13 protein-coding genes and 4 tRNA genes are annotated in these 18045 nt (G+C 61.2%); 4 read left to right on the forward strand and 13 right to left on the reverse strand.

What is annotated here, in order from left to right; translation table 11 throughout:
• The first annotated feature begins 18 nt into the window (after window positions 1-18).
• On the forward strand, window positions 19-3297 hold the full coding sequence (locus tag RG836_RS23130; RefSeq protein WP_310849869.1) for an EAL domain-containing protein: 3279 nt from the start codon (window positions 19-21) through the stop codon (window positions 3295-3297).
• Window positions 3298-3845: 548 nt separating this feature from the next.
• Complete coding sequence (locus RG836_RS23135) at window positions 3846-6122, forward strand: nitric-oxide reductase large subunit (protein WP_310849870.1); 2277 nt, start codon at window positions 3846-3848, stop codon at window positions 6120-6122.
• A 95-nt stretch (window positions 6123-6217) separates the two neighbouring features.
• Here the strand turns inward: RG836_RS23135 and RG836_RS23140 are convergent, their stop codons facing one another.
• A complete protein-coding gene (locus RG836_RS23140; RefSeq protein ID WP_310849872.1) occupies window positions 6218-7288 on the reverse strand; it encodes a succinate dehydrogenase/fumarate reductase transmembrane subunit in 1071 nt (356 codons plus the stop codon).
• A gap of 166 nt (window positions 7289-7454) precedes the next feature.
• Window positions 7455-8357: a LysR family transcriptional regulator gene (locus RG836_RS23145; RefSeq protein WP_310849873.1), complete on the reverse strand. Its 903-nt coding sequence runs from the start codon at window positions 8355-8357 to the stop codon at window positions 7455-7457.
• 117 nt (window positions 8358-8474) lie between these two features.
• On the opposite strand from RG836_RS23145, the gene RG836_RS23150 reads away from it, so the two are divergent.
• Window positions 8475-9458: a quinone oxidoreductase family protein gene (locus RG836_RS23150; protein ID WP_310849874.1), complete on the forward strand. Its 984-nt coding sequence runs from the start codon at window positions 8475-8477 to the stop codon at window positions 9456-9458.
• Between the two features lie 65 nt (window positions 9459-9523).
• Here the strand turns inward: RG836_RS23150 and RG836_RS23155 are convergent, their stop codons facing one another.
• From RG836_RS23155 to gltX, 10 genes are all read right to left on the reverse strand, one after another.
• Window positions 9524-9970 (reverse strand): Hsp20 family protein, encoded by a 447-nt coding sequence (locus RG836_RS23155; protein WP_310849876.1) that lies wholly within the window; start codon window positions 9968-9970, stop codon window positions 9524-9526.
• A 120-nt stretch (window positions 9971-10090) separates the two neighbouring features.
• Entirely contained in the window at window positions 10091-11050 is a 960-nt protein-coding gene (locus RG836_RS23160; protein ID WP_310849878.1) for a tRNA dihydrouridine synthase, read from the reverse strand.
• A 185-nt stretch (window positions 11051-11235) separates the two neighbouring features.
• Entirely contained in the window at window positions 11236-11673 is a 438-nt protein-coding gene (locus tag RG836_RS23165) for an acyl-CoA thioesterase (protein WP_310849880.1), read from the reverse strand.
• A 46-nt stretch (window positions 11674-11719) separates the two neighbouring features.
• Window positions 11720-12553 carry an alpha/beta fold hydrolase gene (locus RG836_RS23170; protein ID WP_310849881.1) on the reverse strand — a complete coding sequence of 278 codons (834 nt, stop codon included), beginning with the start codon at window positions 12551-12553 and terminating at the stop codon, window positions 11720-11722.
• A gap of 28 nt (window positions 12554-12581) precedes the next feature.
• Complete coding sequence (locus tag RG836_RS23175) at window positions 12582-13121, reverse strand: TetR/AcrR family transcriptional regulator (protein ID WP_310849883.1); 540 nt, start codon at window positions 13119-13121, stop codon at window positions 12582-12584.
• A gap of 379 nt (window positions 13122-13500) precedes the next feature.
• A tRNA-Glu gene (locus tag RG836_RS23180) sits at window positions 13501-13576 on the reverse strand.
• A 78-nt stretch (window positions 13577-13654) separates the two neighbouring features.
• Window positions 13655-13730: transfer RNA gene (locus tag RG836_RS23185), tRNA-Ala, on the reverse strand.
• A 52-nt stretch (window positions 13731-13782) separates the two neighbouring features.
• Window positions 13783-13858 (reverse strand) — tRNA-Glu (locus RG836_RS23190).
• Between the two features lie 79 nt (window positions 13859-13937).
• Window positions 13938-14013: transfer RNA gene (locus RG836_RS23195), tRNA-Ala, on the reverse strand.
• 190 nt (window positions 14014-14203) lie between these two features.
• The gene (gene gltX, locus RG836_RS23200; RefSeq protein ID WP_310849884.1) at window positions 14204-15685 is read right to left on the reverse strand and encodes a glutamate--tRNA ligase; all 1482 of its coding nucleotides are present in this window, start codon (window positions 15683-15685) and stop codon (window positions 14204-14206) included.
• 94 nt (window positions 15686-15779) lie between these two features.
• Between gltX and RG836_RS23205 the strand changes: the two genes are divergently transcribed.
• Window positions 15780-15956 (forward strand): hypothetical protein, encoded by a 177-nt coding sequence (locus RG836_RS23205; RefSeq protein WP_463401498.1) that lies wholly within the window; start codon window positions 15780-15782, stop codon window positions 15954-15956.
• A gap of 57 nt (window positions 15957-16013) precedes the next feature.
• On the opposite strand, the gene uvrB is transcribed toward RG836_RS23205, so the two are convergent.
• A complete protein-coding gene (uvrB, locus tag RG836_RS23210) occupies window positions 16014-18029 on the reverse strand; it encodes an excinuclease ABC subunit UvrB (RefSeq protein ID WP_310849886.1) in 2016 nt (671 codons plus the stop codon).
• Between the last annotated feature and the right edge of the window lie 16 nt (window positions 18030-18045).

Raw genomic sequence — 18045 nt, forward strand, 5'->3', positions numbered from 1 at the left:
GCCCAAGGCCTGCTCCCGATGCCCAAATCTGTTGACCGTATACCGCCGATGCCACGTATTCAGGCTGTCGACCCGCAACACTCCGAGCAGAGTTGGGAAAGTGCCCCGCAATTGCTGGCGGCCCTGAACGGCGCGCATTTGGGCGCGTGGTACTGGGACATCGAACGCGGCCAGATCAGTTGGTCACGTGGCACCCAGGCCTTGTTCGGCTTCGATCCCCGGCAACCGCTGCCGGAAGACCTCGAATACCTCGACTTGTTGCCGCCCGAAGACCGGGCGAAAACCATCCGCGCCTTCCACGCGGTAGTGGCCGGCGCGCCACTGGAGCAGGCGATGCACCACCGCATCCGCTGGCCCGACGGCAGCCTGCACTGGCTGGAGATCAACGGCAGCCTGCTGCCGGACAAACACGGCCGGCCACGGATGATCGGGGTGATCCGCGAGATCACCCACCAGCGCCAGCGCGAACAGGCCTTGAGCAGTTCGGAAAAACGCTTCGCCACGCTGTTTCACCTGTGTCCGAACATGGTTTTGCTGACGCGCCAGGAAGACGGCCTGATCACCGAGGCCAACCAGTATTTCGAAAGCCTGTTCGGCTGGCCGGTGCAGGACGCCATCGGCCGCACCACCGTGGAATTGGGCCTGTGGGTGCATCCCGAACAGCGCGCGGCGCTGATCAAGTCGACCAAGGCCAAGGGCGAGCTGGTGAGCATGGAGGTGCAGTTCCGCGCCAGCAACGGCCAGATTCACGACGGCATCCTCAGCGCGCAAAAGGTCGAACTCGAGGGCCAGCCCTATCTGCTGAGCACCTTCCTCGACACCACCGAGCGCAAGGCTGCCGAGCACGCCTTAAAGGACAGCCAGGAACGCCTCGACCTGGCCCTGGAATCGGCGCAACTCGGCACCTGGGACTGGCACATCCCCAGCGGCATGCTTTACGGCTCGGCCCGTTCGGCGCAGTTGCACGGCATGGAGCCCAAACCGTTCCACGAACCTTTCGATTCGTTTTTCGAAGGCGTGCCCGGCGAAGAGCGCGACACCATGCGCAACGCCTACCGCAGCTTGCGCGAAGGCCCGGCCGGTAACTATCAACTGACGTACCGCGTGCAATTGCCGGACGGCAGCTCCCGCTACCTGGAAAGCCGCGCCCGCCTCTACCGCGACGACAGCGGCGCCCCGCTGCGCATGGCCGGCACTTTGCTGGACATCACCGAACAAGTGGAGCGTGAACAACGGCTGGTGGCCTCGGAAGAAAAATTCGCCACGCTGTTCCAGGTCAGCCCCGACCCGATCTGCGTCACGCGCCAGGAAAGCGGGGTGTTCATCGAAATCAACAGCGCCTTCAGCCAAACCTTCGGCTGGACCGCCGACGACGTGATTGGCCGCAGTGCCGATGCGATCGGCCTGTGGGACGCTTCGGCCAAGAGCCTGCAACGCATTGAACAAGTTATTCGCGAGCAAGGCCTGAACAACGTCGCGATCATCGTCCACCACAAGAACGGCAAGGCGCTGACCTGCGTGATCTCCAGCCGGCAGATCAGCGTCGGCGACCAGCCCTGCATCGTCACCACCCTGCGCGACATCACCCAGCAACAACGGTCGGAAGCGGCACTCAAGGCCAGTGAAGAGAAATTCGCCAAGGCGTTCCATTCCAGCCCCGACGCGATCACCATCACCGAGCGCGACACCGGCCGTTACCTGGAAGTGAATGACGGCTTCTGTCGGCTGACCGGCTACCGTGCCGACGAAGTGCTCGGCAAGACCGTGTACCAAGTGGGCATCTGGGCCGAGGAGAACCAACGCTCGGCGCTGTTGGCGGAATTGCAAATCAAGGGTCGGGTGCATCACCAGGAAATGCTCGGGCGCAACAAACGCGGGGATCTGCTCACGGTCGAGGTCTCGGTCGAGCCGATCACCCTCAACGAAACCGCGTGCCTGCTGCTGACCGCCCGGGATGTCAGCCTACTGAAAAACGCTGAGGCGCAAATCCGCCACCTGGCCTACCACGACCCGCTGACCAACCTGCCGAACCGCGCGCTGTTGATGGATCGCCTAAGCCAGCAGATCGCCTTGCTCAAACGTCATAACCTGCGCGGCGCCTTGCTGTTCCTCGACCTCGATCATTTCAAGCACATCAATGATTCCCTCGGCCATCCGGTCGGCGACACCGTGCTGAAGATCATCACTGCGCGCCTCGAAGCCAGCGTGCGCATGGAAGACACCGTGGCGCGCCTCGGTGGCGATGAGTTCGTGGTGTTGCTCAGCGGGCTGGAAGGCAGCCGCAGCGAAGTCAGCGAACAGGTGCGGGAATTGGCCGACACCCTGCGCGAACTGCTCTCGGAGCCGATGTTCCTCGATGGCCAGCGACTGCAAGTGACCCCGAGTATCGGCGTGGCGCTGATCCCCGATCACGGCTCGACCCCGACCGATTTGCTCAAGCGCGCCGACATCGCCCTGTACCGGGCCAAGGATTCCGGGCGCAACACCACGCAGATGTACCACAACGCCATGCAGAAGGCCGCCAGCGAACGCCTGCGCATGGAAACCGACCTGCGCCAGGCGCTGTCGCGCGGCGAGTTCAGCATGCATTACCAGCCGCAAGTCGACGCCCGCGACAACCGCATCACCGGCGCCGAAGCCCTGGTGCGCTGGAATCATCCGGAACTGGGTTCGCAGTCGCCCACCGAGTTCATCAAGGTTCTGGAAGACAGCGGGCTGATTCTGGAAGTCGGCACCTGGATTCTCGACCAGGCCTGCGAGGCGTTCAAACACTTGGTCGGCGAAGGTCTGGTCGATCCGCACGCCTTCAGCCTGTGCGTGAACATCAGCCCTCGGCAGTTCCGGCAGAACGATTTTGTCGAGCGCATCGAGCACAGCCTCAGCAGCCACGGCTTGCCGTACTCGATGCTGAAACTGGAAATCACCGAAGGCATCGTGATCCAGAACCTCGACGACACCATCGGCAAAATGCGCCGCCTGAAAAAGCTCGGAGTCGGCTTTGCCATGGACGACTTCGGCACCGGTTATTCCTCCCTGACCTACCTCAAGCGCTTGCCGGTGGACACGTTGAAGATCGACCAGTCCTTCGTGCGCGATGCCACCAGCGACCCGAACGACGCGGAAATCATCCGCGCCATTGTCGCCATGGCCCGCAGCCTCGGTCTGGAAGTGATCGCCGAAGGCGTGGAAACCGCCGAGCAACTGGAATTCCTCCAAGGCCTGGATTGCCATTTGTACCAAGGCTATTTCCACAGTCGGCCGTTGCCCGTGGAGGCGTTTGAAAAACTGCTGCGCTGACTCCCTATTCATACCGAGGTATGAATGCTTAAAACCCAGACATGACGTCACTGTCCGTGAGTACAAGTGACGCCGTCCTGCCCGCGCCGTACAGTTAACCCATGCCCATCAGCGACGAGGCGGACTTGAGAGACCCGCCTGTCAACTGATTAGCAGACTGCGACTCCCTTGTTTCTGCGTGACACCCCGGCATCGGCTCCCTAATCCAACCGCCGGGATTTTGCAGCGCCCGCACGCCCCTTGTGCGGGCGCTTTTTTTTGTGAGCGGCGTGGCTTTTCCAGGATCGCCGCAGATGACGGCCGGTAGTCACAAAGACCCCCTGAAAGTCTTCCTGACTACATCCCGTTCCAGTCATATCGACCCGCAGACGCTATCGCGGCCCATGAAACCGGTCCTCTTTCGAGTGGCACGTGTCTTGATAAGCCATCGGTTGCGGACATCACAAAGCATCAAGGAGCTGATATGAAATCCCCTTCCATCCCGGTAATCCAAGCGCCCGTGCGCGGATTACCTGAACGCGTTCCCGCGAAGAACACCGAGGTGCCCCATGGGTGAATACCGTAAGTTATGGTGGTCGCTGATCGGCGTCCTCGGCGTGACCTTCTGCCTGCTCGGCTGGTTCGGCCACGAGATCTACCGCCAGGCGCCACCGATTCCCGAACGGGTGCAAAGCAGCAATGGCACCCTGCTCTTCAATGCCGATGACATCCTCGACGGCCAGACCGCGTGGCAAAGCGTCGGCGGCATGCAGTTGGGCTCGATCTGGGGCCACGGCGCCTATCAGGCGCCGGACTGGACCGCCGACTGGCTGCACCGCGAACTGCTCGCTTGGCTCGAACTGGCGGCGCAAGACACGTATGGCAAAGCCTACAAAGAGGTTGATGAGGACCACCAGGCCCTGCTGCGTCATCAACTCAAGCGCGAGTACCGGAACAACCGGGTGGTCGACGGCGCACTGAGCCTTAGCGATCGCCGAGTGCAGGCCATCGCGCAGACAGCGGCCTATTACCACGCGCTGTTCGGTAACGACCCTTCACTGCACGGCAGCCGCGAAAGTTTTGCGATGAAGGAAAACACCCTGCCCGACGCCGCCCGGCGCCAGCAATTGACTCACTTTTTCTTCTGGACCGCGTGGGCCGCCGCCACCGAGCGCGACGGTCAAACCGCGACCTTCACCAACAACTGGCCGCACGAACCGCTGATCGACAACAACGCCACCGCCGAGAACATGGTCTGGTCGATTGTCAGCATCGTCGTGTTGCTCGCCGGTATCGGCTTCCTGGTCTGGGGCTGGGCCTTCCTGCGCAATCACGATGAGGGCGAGCCCACCGTTCCGGCCCAAGATCCGTTGAGCCTGATCAAACTGACGCCGTCACAGCTTGCTTTGGGCAAATACCTGCTGCTGGTCGGCGCGCTGTTCGGCTTTCAGGTGCTGATGGGCGGACTGACCGCGCACTACACCGTCGAAGGCCAGGACTTCTATGGCCTGCCCCTGTCGAAATGGTTTCCCTACTCGCTGACGCGCACCTGGCATTTGCAGAGCGCGATGTTCTGGATCGCCACCGGGTTCCTCGCGGCCGGGTTGTTCCTGGCGCCATTCATCAACGGCGGCAAAGACCCGAAATGGCAAAAGCTTGGGGTCGATTTGTTGTTCTGGGCCTTGGTGCTGGTGGTGGTGGGTTCGTACACCGGTAATTTCCTGGCCATCGCGCAACTGATGCCCGCGGAGTGGAGTTTCTGGCTCGGTCATCAGGGTTACGAGTACGTCGACCTCGGGCGCCTGTGGCAAATCGGCAAGTTCGCCGGGATCGTGTTCTGGCTGGTGCTGATGCTCCGCGCGATGCTGCCGGCGCTGCGCCAACCGGGGGACAAGAACCTGCTGGCGTTGCTCGCCTGCTCGGTGATAGCCATCGGTTTGTTCTACGGCGCCGGGCTGTTTTACGGCGAGCGCACCAACCTGTCGGTCATGGAATATTGGCGCTGGTGGGTGGTGCATCTGTGGGTCGAAGGCTTCTTCGAAGTGTTCGCCACCACCGCCCTGGCGTTTATCTTCACCAGCATGGGCCTGGTGTCGAAACGCCTGGCGACCACCGCGACGTTAGGCTCGGCGTCGCTGTTCATGCTCGGCGGCGTGCCGGGGACCTTTCACCACATCTACTTCTCCGGCACCACCACTCCGGTGATGGCAGTGGGCGCGACCTTCAGCGCGCTGGAAGTGGTGCCGCTGATTTTGCTCGGCTACGAAGCCTGGGAAAACTGGCGCCTGAAGGAGCGCGCGCCGTGGATGGCGCGGATTCGCTGGCCGTTGCAGTTCTTTATCGCCACCGCGTTCTGGAACATGCTCGGCGCCGGGGTGTTCGGCTTCCTGATCAACCCGCCGATCTCGCTGTATTACATTCAGGGCCTGAACACCACGCCACTGCATGCCCACGCTGCGCTATTCGGGGTTTACGGTTCGCTGGCGCTGGGTTTCAGTTTGCTGATCCTACGCTACCTGCGGCCCAACCTGGCGTTCAACGATCGACTGATGAACACCGGTTTCTGGTGGCTCAATGGCGGGCTCGCGCTGATGATCGTCACCAGCCTGCTGCCGATCGGCATTCTTCAGTTCTACGCCAGCGCCAGCCAGGGCTTGTGGTACGCCCGCAGCGAAGCCTTTATGCAGCAGGACCTGCTGCAAACCCTGCGCTGGGTGCGCACCTTCGGTGACATCGTGTTTCTGGTGGGTGCGTTTGCGGTGATCTGGCAGATCACCTACGGCCTGCTGTTTGCCTCGCGGCATGCGCCGGTAGCTGATGCAACAACGGTGGTGGATCAGCGCTGAGTGGGTTCCACCGAGCATTGACTGAGCTTTGCACCGCTAAAAAAAACGCTGCCCGGAGCATCCGGCCAGCGTTTTTTTAAATCTGCAGTTTTATCTCAGCCCAGGCGCACACCCGTGATGCCCAGCATGATCGCCACCGCCACCACCGCGCCGATTGCCAGCCCGCCCCACCAGATGCGATTAGCGATGCGCCGTGGCGCGCCGTGGCTGAGCATCACCACGCGCAAACCGGAAAACAGGTGACTGATCACGAACAGCACGCCGAGGGTGTAATGCGGCAACAAGCGGATGCCCCACGGATCGTGGATCATGCCCACCGGATCGCCGGAGGCGAATTCCCAACCGGTCTCGATGCCCAGCACCGTGCGGGCGAAGATAAACACCGCGTTCAAATGGCCGAGGATAAATACCGCGAGGAACACCCCGGAACCGATCTGCACGATGCGGTACCTGTCAGCGCCATTCGCGCTCCAGTTCCACGCCAGCCACAAGCCGCTGAACACCTGGAACAACAGCGCCAGCACCAGCACGGGCTCGACAAACGCCGAGCGATAAACGCTGCGCCCGACTTCCATCACTGCCAGATGCACCTGCGGGCTGATCAACCCGAACAAATGGTTGAACAGGTGAAACAGCACAAACAGCAACACCACCGCGCCGGCGATGCCGTGGACCACTCGCAACACCGGCAGGCGCCGCACCACCGGCCGTACCGATGGATCGCCGACCGGACTAAGCACCAGGTAAGCGCCGATCCCGATCCACAGCACGGCCCAGGCGAACTCGTCCGGCACCGGGCTGCCAAGCATCAGTAAATTGACCCCGACGAAACAATACAGGGTCGGCACCGCGACGATAAACAAACCTAGACGACGGATGCGCAATGCCAACGCTTGATGGCGGTCCTGGCCATGGCTGCGGCACGCCATGACCAGACCCATGGCCGGCACCGCAAACGCGGCGAGCAACAGGAATGCGGCCTTCAACAGCATGCCGGCGGTCACGGGCGCTGGCGCGTCGCCGCTGGCATCCATCACCACAGCATGGAAGGCGTTGAGGAAAAACGGATAAATCGCCGTCAGCAAAATGGGCGCCCACAGCGCCCACTTGTTAAAGGGTTTATCCAGCGTTATTGCGTAGCGATTGGCGGTTTGACTTTGCAACATGTGAACAACCCTCATAACAGACACTAAAACAGTTAAACTTCCAGAAAACCAACACGTGAATGCCGTTCCGAAAATAACTGCCAGAGTGTCACGTCCGACACTTTAGGTTTATGCAACCAAAGGTGCCGAAGACTATACAAAGGTATTAAGGTTTAATGCTGGAGTGTTAATCACTAGTTAGTTCGCGCTTCAAGTAGTCAATAAACACCCGGAGTTTCTGTGGGGTATCGCGATTGAAGTAATACAGCCACAAATTCTGTACTGGACTGCAATCCTGCAATACCTGCACCAAGCGACCCGCCGCCAGATGTTCCTGCACGTACCGGTCATAAAAATAGGCATAACCCTGGCCTTGCAGAGCCGCGTGCAGCATGGTCGCCGAGTCGTTGCTCGACACCCGGCCGCTGACCTTGATCTCCATCTCGCGCCCGTCGCGCACGAACTTCCAGCGCTGGTGCGCACCGGTGACCGCGCTGTTGTAGAGGATGCAGTCATGGCTCAGCAGGTCTAGCGGCGCCTCGGGAATGCCGCGCCGGGCAACGTAATCGGCACTGGCCACCACGGCCATGCGCATGCGCTCGCCCAAGGGGACGGCGACCATGTCCTGCTGCAGCACTTCGCTGAAACGGATGCCAGCGTCGTACCCCGCACCGACGATATCCACCAGCCGGCTTTCGATGGCGATATCCAGGTTGATATCGGGATAAGCCTCAAGGAAACCGCGCATCAGCGGCTCCACGAACATCGTGCAGGCACTGCGCGACATCGTCAGGCGCAGGGTGCCACTGGGTTTGCCGGCGCCTTGCGCGAGGTCCTTGAATGCCGATTTCAGTTCACCGACATGCGGCGCCACCCGGCGGTAAAACACTTCGCCGGCTTCGGTTAGCCGAACGCTGCGGGTGGTGCGATTGAACAGGCGCACACCGGCCTTGGCCTCCAATTGCCGAATGGCGTGGCTGACTGCAGAGGTGGTCACGCCCAACGTCACCGCCGCGGCAGTAAAGCCTTGTAAGTCCGCCACGCAGACAAACACCGTCAGTAACTCAAAACCATCGGTATCGATTGTCAAATTCTGTTTCACAGGTTGTGGGCAGTGAAGCCGATTATCACCACTTGGGTAAAACTTACAATCAACTTCTCAGCAAATAATCGTCGAACTTACTTAATCTTCGCCAAGGAAAAACCCATGTCTTATTCCGCTAAAGCCGCGCGCATCCACCAGCACGGCGGCCCCGACGTTCTGGTATTTGAAGATATTAAAGTTAACCCACCAGGCGCCGGACAAGTATTGATCCGTAATACTGTGATCGGCCTCAATTTCGTCGAGGTCTATTACCGTCGCGGGACTTTCCCGGTGCCGTCGTTCCCGGCGATTCTCGGCAATGAAGCGGCGGGCATCGTCGAAGCGGTCGGCAGCGATGTCACCTCGGTCAAGGTCGGCGATCGCGTGGTCTATTCCGACGACGTCCATGGCGCCTATTCCACGTTGTGCCTGTACCCGGCCGACCGCGTGGCGATCATTCCGCACAGCATCACCGACCACCAGGCCGCCGCCGCTTTCCTCAAAGGGCTGACCGCGCGCTACCTGCTCAAGGAAGTCGTCGATCTGGCACCCGGCGATACCGTGCTCTACCACGCGGCCGCCGGCGGCGTCGGGTTGATCTTTGTGCAATGGGCCAAGGCCTTGGGCCTGCAAGTGATCGGCACGGTGTCCTCCGATGAAAAAGCCGCCATTGCCCGCGCGGCCGGCTGCGATCACGTCATCAACTACCGCACGGAAAACTTCGCTGAGCGGGTGCAGCAACTGACCGAGGGCGCGGGCGTCCACGCGGTGTTCGATTCGGTCGGCAAAGACACCTTCAACGACTCACTGGCGGTTCTCGCCCCGCGCGGCACTCTGGTGGTGTTCGGCAAAGCCTCCGGCAACCCACCGCTGATCGACCCGTTCGCCCTGGCGCCCCGTTCGTTGAAGCTGACCTGGCCGGTGCTGCCGGTGTTCGTCGCCACTGCGCCACAATTGGCGGCCGCCGCCAAGGATTTGTTCAACGCCATCGACAGCGGCCTGATCAACGTCGAGCCGAGCCGGATCTATCCGTTCGAGCAGTTGGTCGAGGCGCATGCTGATCTGGAAGAGCGCCGGACCACGGGGGCAGCGGTGCTGCAGGTGTAAAACGCAAAAGGCCCCGACATCGGTCGGGGCCTTTTGGCTGGCGGGTTACAGACTGATCAAACCACTCAGTGCTGCAACGCCGGTTGCTGCGCGCCGTTGATCGGGATGCGCTTGGCTTTGGCTTCTTCCGGCACGACTCGCAACAGGTCGATGCTCAGCAGACCGTTATTCAGGCCAGCGGATTTGATCTCGATGTGGTCCGCCAGACGGAACGACAGTTTGAACGCGCGCTGGGCGATGCCCTGGTGCAGGAAGGTCACGCTGTCGTTGGCGTCGCGCTTGCCACCGCTGATGGTCAACACGCCTTTTTCCACTTGCAGTTCCAGGTCGTCTTCCTGGAAACCGGCGGCGGCGACGACGATGCGGTATTGGTCATCGCCGTGTTTTTCGACGTTGTACGGTGGGTAGCTGCTGCCAGGCTCGTTGCGCAGGGCGGTTTCGAACAGGTCGTTGAAACGGTCGAAGCCTACGGAAGAGCGGAACAGTGGAGCTAGGGAAAATGCGGTACTCATGGTGTCAATCTCCTGAAAAAATCAGCAAGGTTTTGTGTCTGCGCGACCCGAATTCGGCATCGCGTAACCCCTAGATAGGGACCGCTGATTGCATTTCAAGAGACTATTTGCAGATTTTTTTCAGGCCGCTTCCGCGCTCGGCAGGCCGAGCAAACGGCTGACCTGGTCCAGTTCCGTTTCGCGGCGCAACGCGGTAAATAGCGCCACGGCTTCGGGATAATTGCGCGTCAGCATGGCCAGCCATTGCTTGAGCCGGCCCGGCGCCTGGCGCGGCGTGAGTTGCGCGACGGCTTGCAGCCAGAAATCCTGGAGCATCGGTTGCAGCTCGGCCCAGGTCATCTCGACCACCTCTTCACCAGCGCGCGCGGCGGCGATTTGCCGGGCCAGGTCCGGGCGCGAAACCAGTCCGCGACCGAGCATGATGTCTTCCACGCCGCTGATTTCCCGGCAGCGCCGCCAGTCTTCGACGCTCCAGATGTCGCCGTTGGCGAACACCGGCACCTTGACCACGTCTTGCACTCGCGGAATCCATTCCCAGTGCGCCGGCGGTTTGTAGCCATCGGTTTTGGTCCGCGCATGCACCACGATGTGCGCCGCGCCGCCCTCAGCCAGCGCCGTGGCGCAGACCAGCGCGCCGTCCGGGCTGTCGAAGCCCAGGCGCATTTTCGCGGTGACCGGGATCTGCGCCGGCACGGCACGGCGTACGTGCTCGACAATCTGATTGAGCAGCTCAGGCTCTTTTAGCAGCACCGCACCGCCACGGGACTTGTTGACGGTCTTGGCCGGGCAGCCGAAATTCAGGTCGATCACTTCGGAGCCCAGCTCGCAGGCCAGGGCGGCGTTTTCCGCCAGGCACACCGGGTCGGAGCCGAGCAACTGCACACGCAGCGGCACACCGGCCGCGGTGTGGGCGCCGGTCAGCAGTTCCGGGGCGAGTTTGTGGAAGTACGCCGGTGTCAGCAGACGATCATTGACCCGAATGAATTCGGTCACGCACCAATCGATGCCGCCCACGCGGGTCAATACGTCGCGCAGGATGTCGTCGACCAACCCTTCCATGGGCGCCAGGGCAATTTGCATGGAAACTCTACTCAACAAAAAACGTGGCGCAGTTTACTGGATTTTCCGGCGGGAAGGGTTGCAGTGTGGCGAGGGCGCTTGCTCCTGCAGCGGATGCTCATCTGTTGGCCCGGTGCTGCCGGTGGGATTTTGAGCCTGCTTCGCAGACCAGCGGGAGCAAGCTCCCTCGCCACAGGATTTGTGTGTTAGTTGGATGTGAGCAATGCCGGGCCATAGCCTTCGATGAATTCTGCCGGCATGCGCTTGGGCTTGCCGCTGGACAGTTCGATGCAGACGAACGTGGTCTGGGCGCGCAGCAGGGTAGTGTTGTCGCTGGCGCGCTTGAGTTGGAAGTGGCGGGTCATTTTCAGCCGCTGATCCCAGTCGACGATCCAGGTCGCCAACTGCAGCTCATCGTTTTCGTAAGCGGCGGCCAGGTAATCGATTTCGTGCCGCACCACCGCCATCGCCCGGTCCAGTCGCCGGTATTCCACCAGGTCCAGGCCCAGGCGTTGCGAGTGGCGCCACGCGCAGCGTTCCAGCCAGGTCACGTACACCGCGTTGTTCGCGTGGCCCAGCCCGTCGATGTCCTCGGCGCCCACTTGCAGGTCGATGATAAATGGCGTTGCCCGATCCCAGCCCATGCCCTACTCCGGTCAGCTAATTCGACCGGCGCAGTGTAACGGATGCTCAGGCCGATTGCCGCGCCTGAAGGCTGCGTCCGGACAACAGTGATAACACGCCATCAATCACCCGAGGGTCGGCCAGCACGCGTTGATGACCGCCGCCTTCCAGGCGCAGCAAACGGCTGTCGAACCAGGCTTCGTGGATCAGTTGCGATTCATTGACCGAAACCAGGTTGTCGTCTTCGGCGTGGACAATTAGGCCCGGCATGTCCAGTTGATAGTGGGCAACGTCCATGGTCGCGGCGCGCATACCGACGTCCTGTTCGACCTGACGGATGAACGCGGAGCGGGCCTTGGGCGGCAGTTTGACCATGCGCGCAAAACCGCGCAGGACGCCGAGAATCCGCGCCGGCGCAGCGATGGTGACCAGGGTTTCGGTGCGCAATCCCAACTGCACCGCGAGCATCGCACTGGCGCCACCCATGGAATGGCCTATCACGGCTTGCAAGGGCGGCAGTTCCGAAGCGGCTTCAAGCAGCGCCCGGGCGAACAGCATGACGTTGGCTTCACGCCCTGGCGAGCGACCGTGGGCCGGGCCATCGAGTGCGACCACGGTGTAGCCGGCGTCGACCAGCGCGGTGATCAGGCTGGCGAACTGGGTCGGCCGCCCTTCCCATCCGTGCATCAGCAGCACCGTAGGCCCCTGGCCCCAGCGCAACGCGGAAAGGCCGAAACGCAGGGTGATGCGCTCGGAGCGCGCCAGCAGCGGCAATTCCCAATCTCGGGGCGGCAGATCACGCGGGGTCATAAAAGCCAGGCGCATTTTGGCCGCGATCAGTTTTGGAGCGAACCAGCCCAAGGTGCCATTCACGCCACGAACCCACTTCAACGTGCTCATCGCTCTCTCCCAAGGCTCTGCCTTCAGGTCATTGCACCGCCGACTTGGCAGCGCGCAGCAATCGATCGGATAACTCACCCGGGCCCAGCGCCCGGGCCAGGGTCAAACCACCGACCATCAAGGCCACATCGGCCAGGACTTTGTCGGTCTCCTCGGGGCTGCCCGCCAGTTGCGCGACCATCAACTCAACATGGTCGTTGAGCACTTCGCGGAACACGTCCGGCAAACGCCCCAGCTCACCCACAGACGCCGGGATCGGGCAGGCGGCCTCGGTGGAATCGCGATGCTTGCGGGACAGGTAAAACGCAGCGACCAATGCACGGCGCTCCTCGCCCGTGAGCTCCGGATCCATGTCGGCAATTGAGTCGCGACGACGAGCGAGCAAGCGTTTGAACGCCTCCAGCATCATCGCGTCCTTGCTTTCGAAGTGGGCGTAGAAACCGCCAACGGTCAGCCCTGCGGCGCCCATCACTTCGCCCACGCTCGGCTCGGCCGGGCCACGCTGGATCAGCGCTGCGCCGGCTGCATTTAGAATGCGTTCGCGGGTTTGAGCCTTTTTATCGTTCATCGTTGCCTCCGAATATTACGACTAGAATATTATTCGCATAATAATTTTCTGCAAGCCACGGATGCGACCGCTGGTCAGAAGACTATTGTCTGAGTTTATTGGGCAATGGTGCGGAATAAAAACCGCGAGTGGGTTGTTCTGATAGGACAAGCCGGCAAGCGCGTGGTTACGCGACTGCGCAACCGGCTTAACCATGCTCCTTTGGCCGCGTCACACCGGCCTTTTTTATTCAGTGCCCCGCAGCCCGCAAACGGGTTGCGGAGGTCAATGCGCGCAGGCATCAGGCCGGTCACCCTCGATTTTTACCAAACGCCAGACAAACAAAAGGGCCATTCAATGATTGAATGACCCTTATAAAATCCCGCAGAGCGGGTAATCGTGGCGTCCCCTAGGGGACTCGAACCCCTGTTACCGCCGTGAAAGGGCGGTGTCCTAGGCCACTAGACGAAGGGGACACAAACCTTCTGTACAACTGATCAGCGCTGAGAACTGATCGATTCAAGGCCGGTGTGGCCAGACCTCGAACTGTAAATTGGTGGAGCTAAGCGGGATCGAACCGCTGACCTCCTGCATGCCATGCAGGCGCTCTCCCAGCTGAGCTATAGCCCCGAATTTTCGCCTCGCGGCGGAGCGACATCTTGCAACATCGCTTCTGTAAAACTGGCGTCCCCTAGGGGACTCGAACCCCTGTTACCGCCGTGAAAGGGCGGTGTCCTAGGCCACTAGACGAAGGGGACGCAAACCCTTCTTTACTACTGATCAACGCTGAGAGTTGATCGCTTCAAGGCCGGTGTGGCCAGACCTTGAAGTGCAAATTGGTGGAGCTAAGCGGGATCGAACCGCTGACCTCCTGCATGCCATGCAGGCGCTCTCCCAGCTGAGCTATAGCCCCTCATCGCTGAGGACGGGGCGAATCTTAAGGGCGTATCGGAAGGCTGTCAAACTTATTTTTAAAAAATTTCAAAGTTTTTTGCCGACATAACAATCACTTACCGCCCTCCCCCGGAAAATCGGGGGCCTGATGGCCGCTCCCCGCTCGATGACACGCGCGGACAGTGGCCAACATTGGCTCAAACTAACCCTCAGGCGATCGCGCCCAGGAGTTTTTCCCACTCTTTGTTTTCCTTTTTCGACACGCCGCCCAGCAGGTCGAGGGCCTGGCGCAGACGGAAACGAGTTAGGTCCGGGCCGAGGATTTCCATGGCATCGAGCACCGACACCGAGCTGGCCTGGCCGGTGATCGCAGCGAACATCAGCGGCATGGCATCACGCAGCTTAAGTTCCAGGGACTCCACCACCGCTTGAATGGTCGCGGTAATGCTGTCCTTTTCCCACTGACGCAGGCTTTCGAGCTTCCAGAGGATCAGCTGCATCAACTGCCGCACTTGATCGCCCGAGAGTTTTTTCGATTCAAACAGCTTGGCGTCCGGGTTCACGCCACCGGCAAAGAAGAACCCGGCCAGCGGTGCGACCTGGCTGAAGGTTTCCACTCGACCCTGGACGTGCGGGGCGATTTTCATCATGTACTCAGGGTTGAGCGCCCAGGTTTGCAGGCGCGAGGCAAACTCTTCCACCGGCAAATCACGCAACCATTGGCCGTTGAGCCACGACAGTTTCTCGATGTCGAAAATCGGCCCGCCGAGGGACACGCGGCTCAGGTCGAAGTTGTCGACCATTTCCTGCAACGAGAACTTCTCGCGCTCGTCCGGCATCGACCAGCCCATGCGCCCCAAGTAGTTGAGCATTGCCTCAGGCATAAAGCCCATGCGCTCATAGAAGGTCACCGAGGTCGGGTTCTTACGCTTGGACAGCTTGCTTTTGTCCGGGTTACGCAGCAGCGGCATGTAGCACAACTGCGGTTGTTCCCAGCCGAAATACTCGTACAGCAGAATCAGTTTCGGCGCCGACGGCAGCCATTCTTCGCCGCGCAGCACGTGGGTGATGCCCATCAAATGGTCGTCGACCACATTGGCCAGGAAGTAAGTCGGCAGGCCATCGGTCTTCATCAACACCTGCATGTCCATGCGATCCCACGGGATCTCGACGTCGCCACGCAGCATGTCCGGCACCACGCACACGCCTTCACTCGGCACTTTCATGCGGATCACGTGCGGTTCGCCAGCGGCGAGGCGGCGCGCCACTTCTTCTTTCGAGAGCAGCAGCGCACGGCCGTCGTAGCGCGGGGTTTCGCCGCGAGCCATTTGCTCGGCGCGCATCTGGTCCAGCTCTTCGGCGGTGCAGAAGCACGGGAAGGCGTGACCGAGTTCAACCAGTTGCTGGCAATACTTCTGGTAAATGTCGCCCCGCTCGCTCTGCCGGTACGGACCGTGCGGACCGCCAACGTCCGGGCCTTCGCTCCAGTCGATGCCCAACCAGCGCAACGCGTCGAAAATCTGCTGTTCGGACTCGCGGGTCGAGCGCAACTGGTCGGTGTCTTCGATGCGCAGGATGAACTCACCGCCGTGCTGCTTGGCGAAGCAGTAATTGAACAAAGCGATGTAAGCGGTACCTACGTGGGGATCCCCGGTAGGCGATGGCGCGATGCGAGTGCGGACGGTGGTCATGGCAAATCTCGAAATGAAGATCAAACAAAGGGCGAATGGTAACAGGCGACAGCCGCCGGGCTCCAGCGAACAGGGTATTTAAACCGGGTTGCCTATGCGCTACCTCGGCGGCGCGATCGGCATCGCCCTGCTCACGACCTTGCTCGATGCCCGGACCAAGACTTACTTCGGCCATTTGCGCGAAGCCATCGTGCCGAACCACCCGCAGGTGGCCGAGCGCATGGCGTCGATGAGCGATCGGTTCGGTCCCTCACACCAGTGGACACATTGAAACCACTGTGGGAGCTGGCTTGCCAGCGATGAGGCCCGTCGAGGCACCACGATAACCTCAGACTGTCAGCAACCGCTCGCGCATCTTGGCAATCTCATCGCGCATCTGCGCCGCTGCTTCGAATTCCAGGTCGCGGGCCAATTGGTACATCTTCTCTTCCAGCGCTTTGATCCGCTTGGCGATCTCGCCCGGTGAGCGCAATTCGGCTTCGTACTTGGCGCTTTCCTCGGCGGCTTTGGCCATGCCTTTGCGCTTCTTGCTGCGCGAGCCGGGCACGGTGGCGCCTTCCATGATGTCGGCGACGTCCTTGAACACACCCTTCGGGGTGATGCCATTGGCCAGGTTGTAGGCGATCTGTTTGTCGCGGCGACGATCCGTCTCGCCAATCGCCCGCTCCATCGAGCCGGTAATTCGATCGGCATACAGAATCGCCCGACCATTGAGGTTCCGCGCCGCGCGGCCGATGGTCTGGATCAGCGAGCGCTCGGAGCGCAGGAACCCTTCCTTGTCGGCGTCGAGAATCGCCACCAGCGACACTTCCGGCATGTCCAGGCCTTCGCGCAGCAGGTTGATCCCCACCAGCACATCGAAGGTGCCGAGGCGCAAGTCGCGGATGATCTCGACCCGCTCCACGGTGTCGATGTCCGAGTGCAAATAGCGCACGCGCACGCCGTGGTCGGCGAGGTAATCGGTCAAGTCTTCGGACATGCGCTTGGTCAGCGTGGTCACCAGCACCCGCTCTTCCAAGGCCACACGCTTGGTAATTTCCGAGAGCAGGTCGTCGACCTGGGTCAGCGCCGGACGGATCTCGATGTGCGGGTCGACCAGGCCGGTCGGGCGCACCAGTTGCTCAATTACCCGGCCAGCGTGCTCGGCCTCGTAGTTGCCGGGCGTGGCCGAGACGAAAATGGTCTGCGGGCTGATGCTCTCCCATTCATCGAAGCGCATCGGCCGGTTGTCCAGCGCCGACGGCAGGCGGAAGCCGTACTCCACCAGCGTTTCCTTGCGTGAGCGGTCGCCCTTATACATCGCGCCGACCTGCGGCACGCTGACGTGGGATTCGTCGATCACCAGCAAGGCGTCGGCCGGCAAGTAATCGAACAAGGTCGGCGGCGGCGCACCGGCTGCACGGCCGGAGAGGTAGCGCGAGTAGTTTTCGATGCCGTTGCAGTAGCCCAGCTCGAGGATCATTTCCAGATCGAACCGGGTGCGCTGCTCCAGGCGCTGCGCCTCCACCAGTTTGTTATTGGAGCGCAGGTATTCCAGGCGCTCCTGTAACTCGTCTTTAATGCCGTCGATGGCGCCGAGCAGGGTTTCCCGTGGCGTGACGTAGTGGCTCTTGGGGTAGAAAGTGAAGCGCGGCAGTTTGCGGATCACTTCGCCGGTCAGCGGATCGAAGGCCGACAGGCTCTCGACTTCATCGTCGAACAACTCGATGCGGATCGCTTCGAGATCGGATTCCGCCGGGTAGATGTCGATGACATCGCCGCGCACGCGGAAGGTTGCGCGGGCGAATTCCATGTCGTTGCGGGTGTATTGCAGGTCGGCGAGGCGGCGCAGCAAGGCCCGTTGATCGAGTTTGTCGCCGCGATCAACGTGCAACACCATCTTCAAATAGGTTTCCGGGCTGCCCAGGCCGTAGATGCACGACACCGTGGTGACGATGATCGCGTCCTTGCGCTCCAGCAACGCTTTGGTCGCCGAGAGCCGCATCTGCTCGATGTGGTCGTTGATCGACGCATCCTTTTCAATAAAGGTGTCGGACGACGGCACATAGGCTTCGGGCTGGTAGTAGTCGTAATAGGAAACGAAATATTCGACGGCGTTGTTCGGGAAAAACGCCTTCAACTCGCCATACAACTGCGCGGCCAGGGTTTTGTTCGGGGCCAGCACCAGCGTCGGGCGCTGCACCTGGGCGATCACGTTGGCAATGCTGAAGGTCTTGCCCGAACCGGTCACACCCAGCAACGTCTGGTGCGCCAGCCCGGCTTCGATGCCCTCGACCATCAGGCGGATGGCTTCCGGCTGATCGCCGGCGGGCTCGAAGCGGGTGACTAGCTGGAATTCAGACATGGATTACCTCTGTGGT

The organism is Pseudomonas rhizozeae, assembly GCF_031583775.1.
Lineage (GTDB): Bacteria > Pseudomonadota > Gammaproteobacteria > Pseudomonadales > Pseudomonadaceae > Aquipseudomonas.

Excerpts from the sequence above, each read along its gene's own strand:
- RG836_RS23130 (WP_310849869.1), top strand. The coding sequence starts at position 19 with ATGCCCAAATCTGTTGACCGTATACCGCCGATGCCACGTATTCAGGCT.
- RG836_RS23135 (WP_310849870.1), top strand. The coding sequence starts at position 3,846 with ATGGGTGAATACCGTAAGTTATGGTGGTCGCTGATCGGCGTCCTCGGC.
- RG836_RS23140 (WP_310849872.1), bottom strand. The coding sequence starts at position 7,288 with ATGTTGCAAAGTCAAACCGCCAATCGCTACGCAATAACGCTGGATAAA.
- RG836_RS23150 (WP_310849874.1), top strand. The coding sequence starts at position 8,475 with ATGTCTTATTCCGCTAAAGCCGCGCGCATCCACCAGCACGGCGGCCCC.
- RG836_RS23155 (WP_310849876.1), bottom strand. The coding sequence starts at position 9,970 with ATGAGTACCGCATTTTCCCTAGCTCCACTGTTCCGCTCTTCCGTAGGC.
- RG836_RS23160 (WP_310849878.1), bottom strand. The coding sequence starts at position 11,050 with ATGCAAATTGCCCTGGCGCCCATGGAAGGGTTGGTCGACGACATCCTG.
- RG836_RS23165 (WP_310849880.1), bottom strand. The coding sequence starts at position 11,673 with ATGGGCTGGGATCGGGCAACGCCATTTATCATCGACCTGCAAGTGGGC.
- RG836_RS23170 (WP_310849881.1), bottom strand. The coding sequence starts at position 12,553 with ATGAGCACGTTGAAGTGGGTTCGTGGCGTGAATGGCACCTTGGGCTGG.
- RG836_RS23175 (WP_310849883.1), bottom strand. The coding sequence starts at position 13,121 with ATGAACGATAAAAAGGCTCAAACCCGCGAACGCATTCTAAATGCAGCC.
- gltX (WP_310849884.1), bottom strand. The coding sequence starts at position 15,685 with ATGACCACCGTCCGCACTCGCATCGCGCCATCGCCTACCGGGGATCCC.
- RG836_RS23205 (WP_463401498.1), top strand. The coding sequence starts at position 15,780 with ATGCGCTACCTCGGCGGCGCGATCGGCATCGCCCTGCTCACGACCTTG.
- uvrB (WP_310849886.1), bottom strand. The coding sequence starts at position 18,029 with ATGTCTGAATTCCAGCTAGTCACCCGCTTCGAGCCCGCCGGCGATCAG.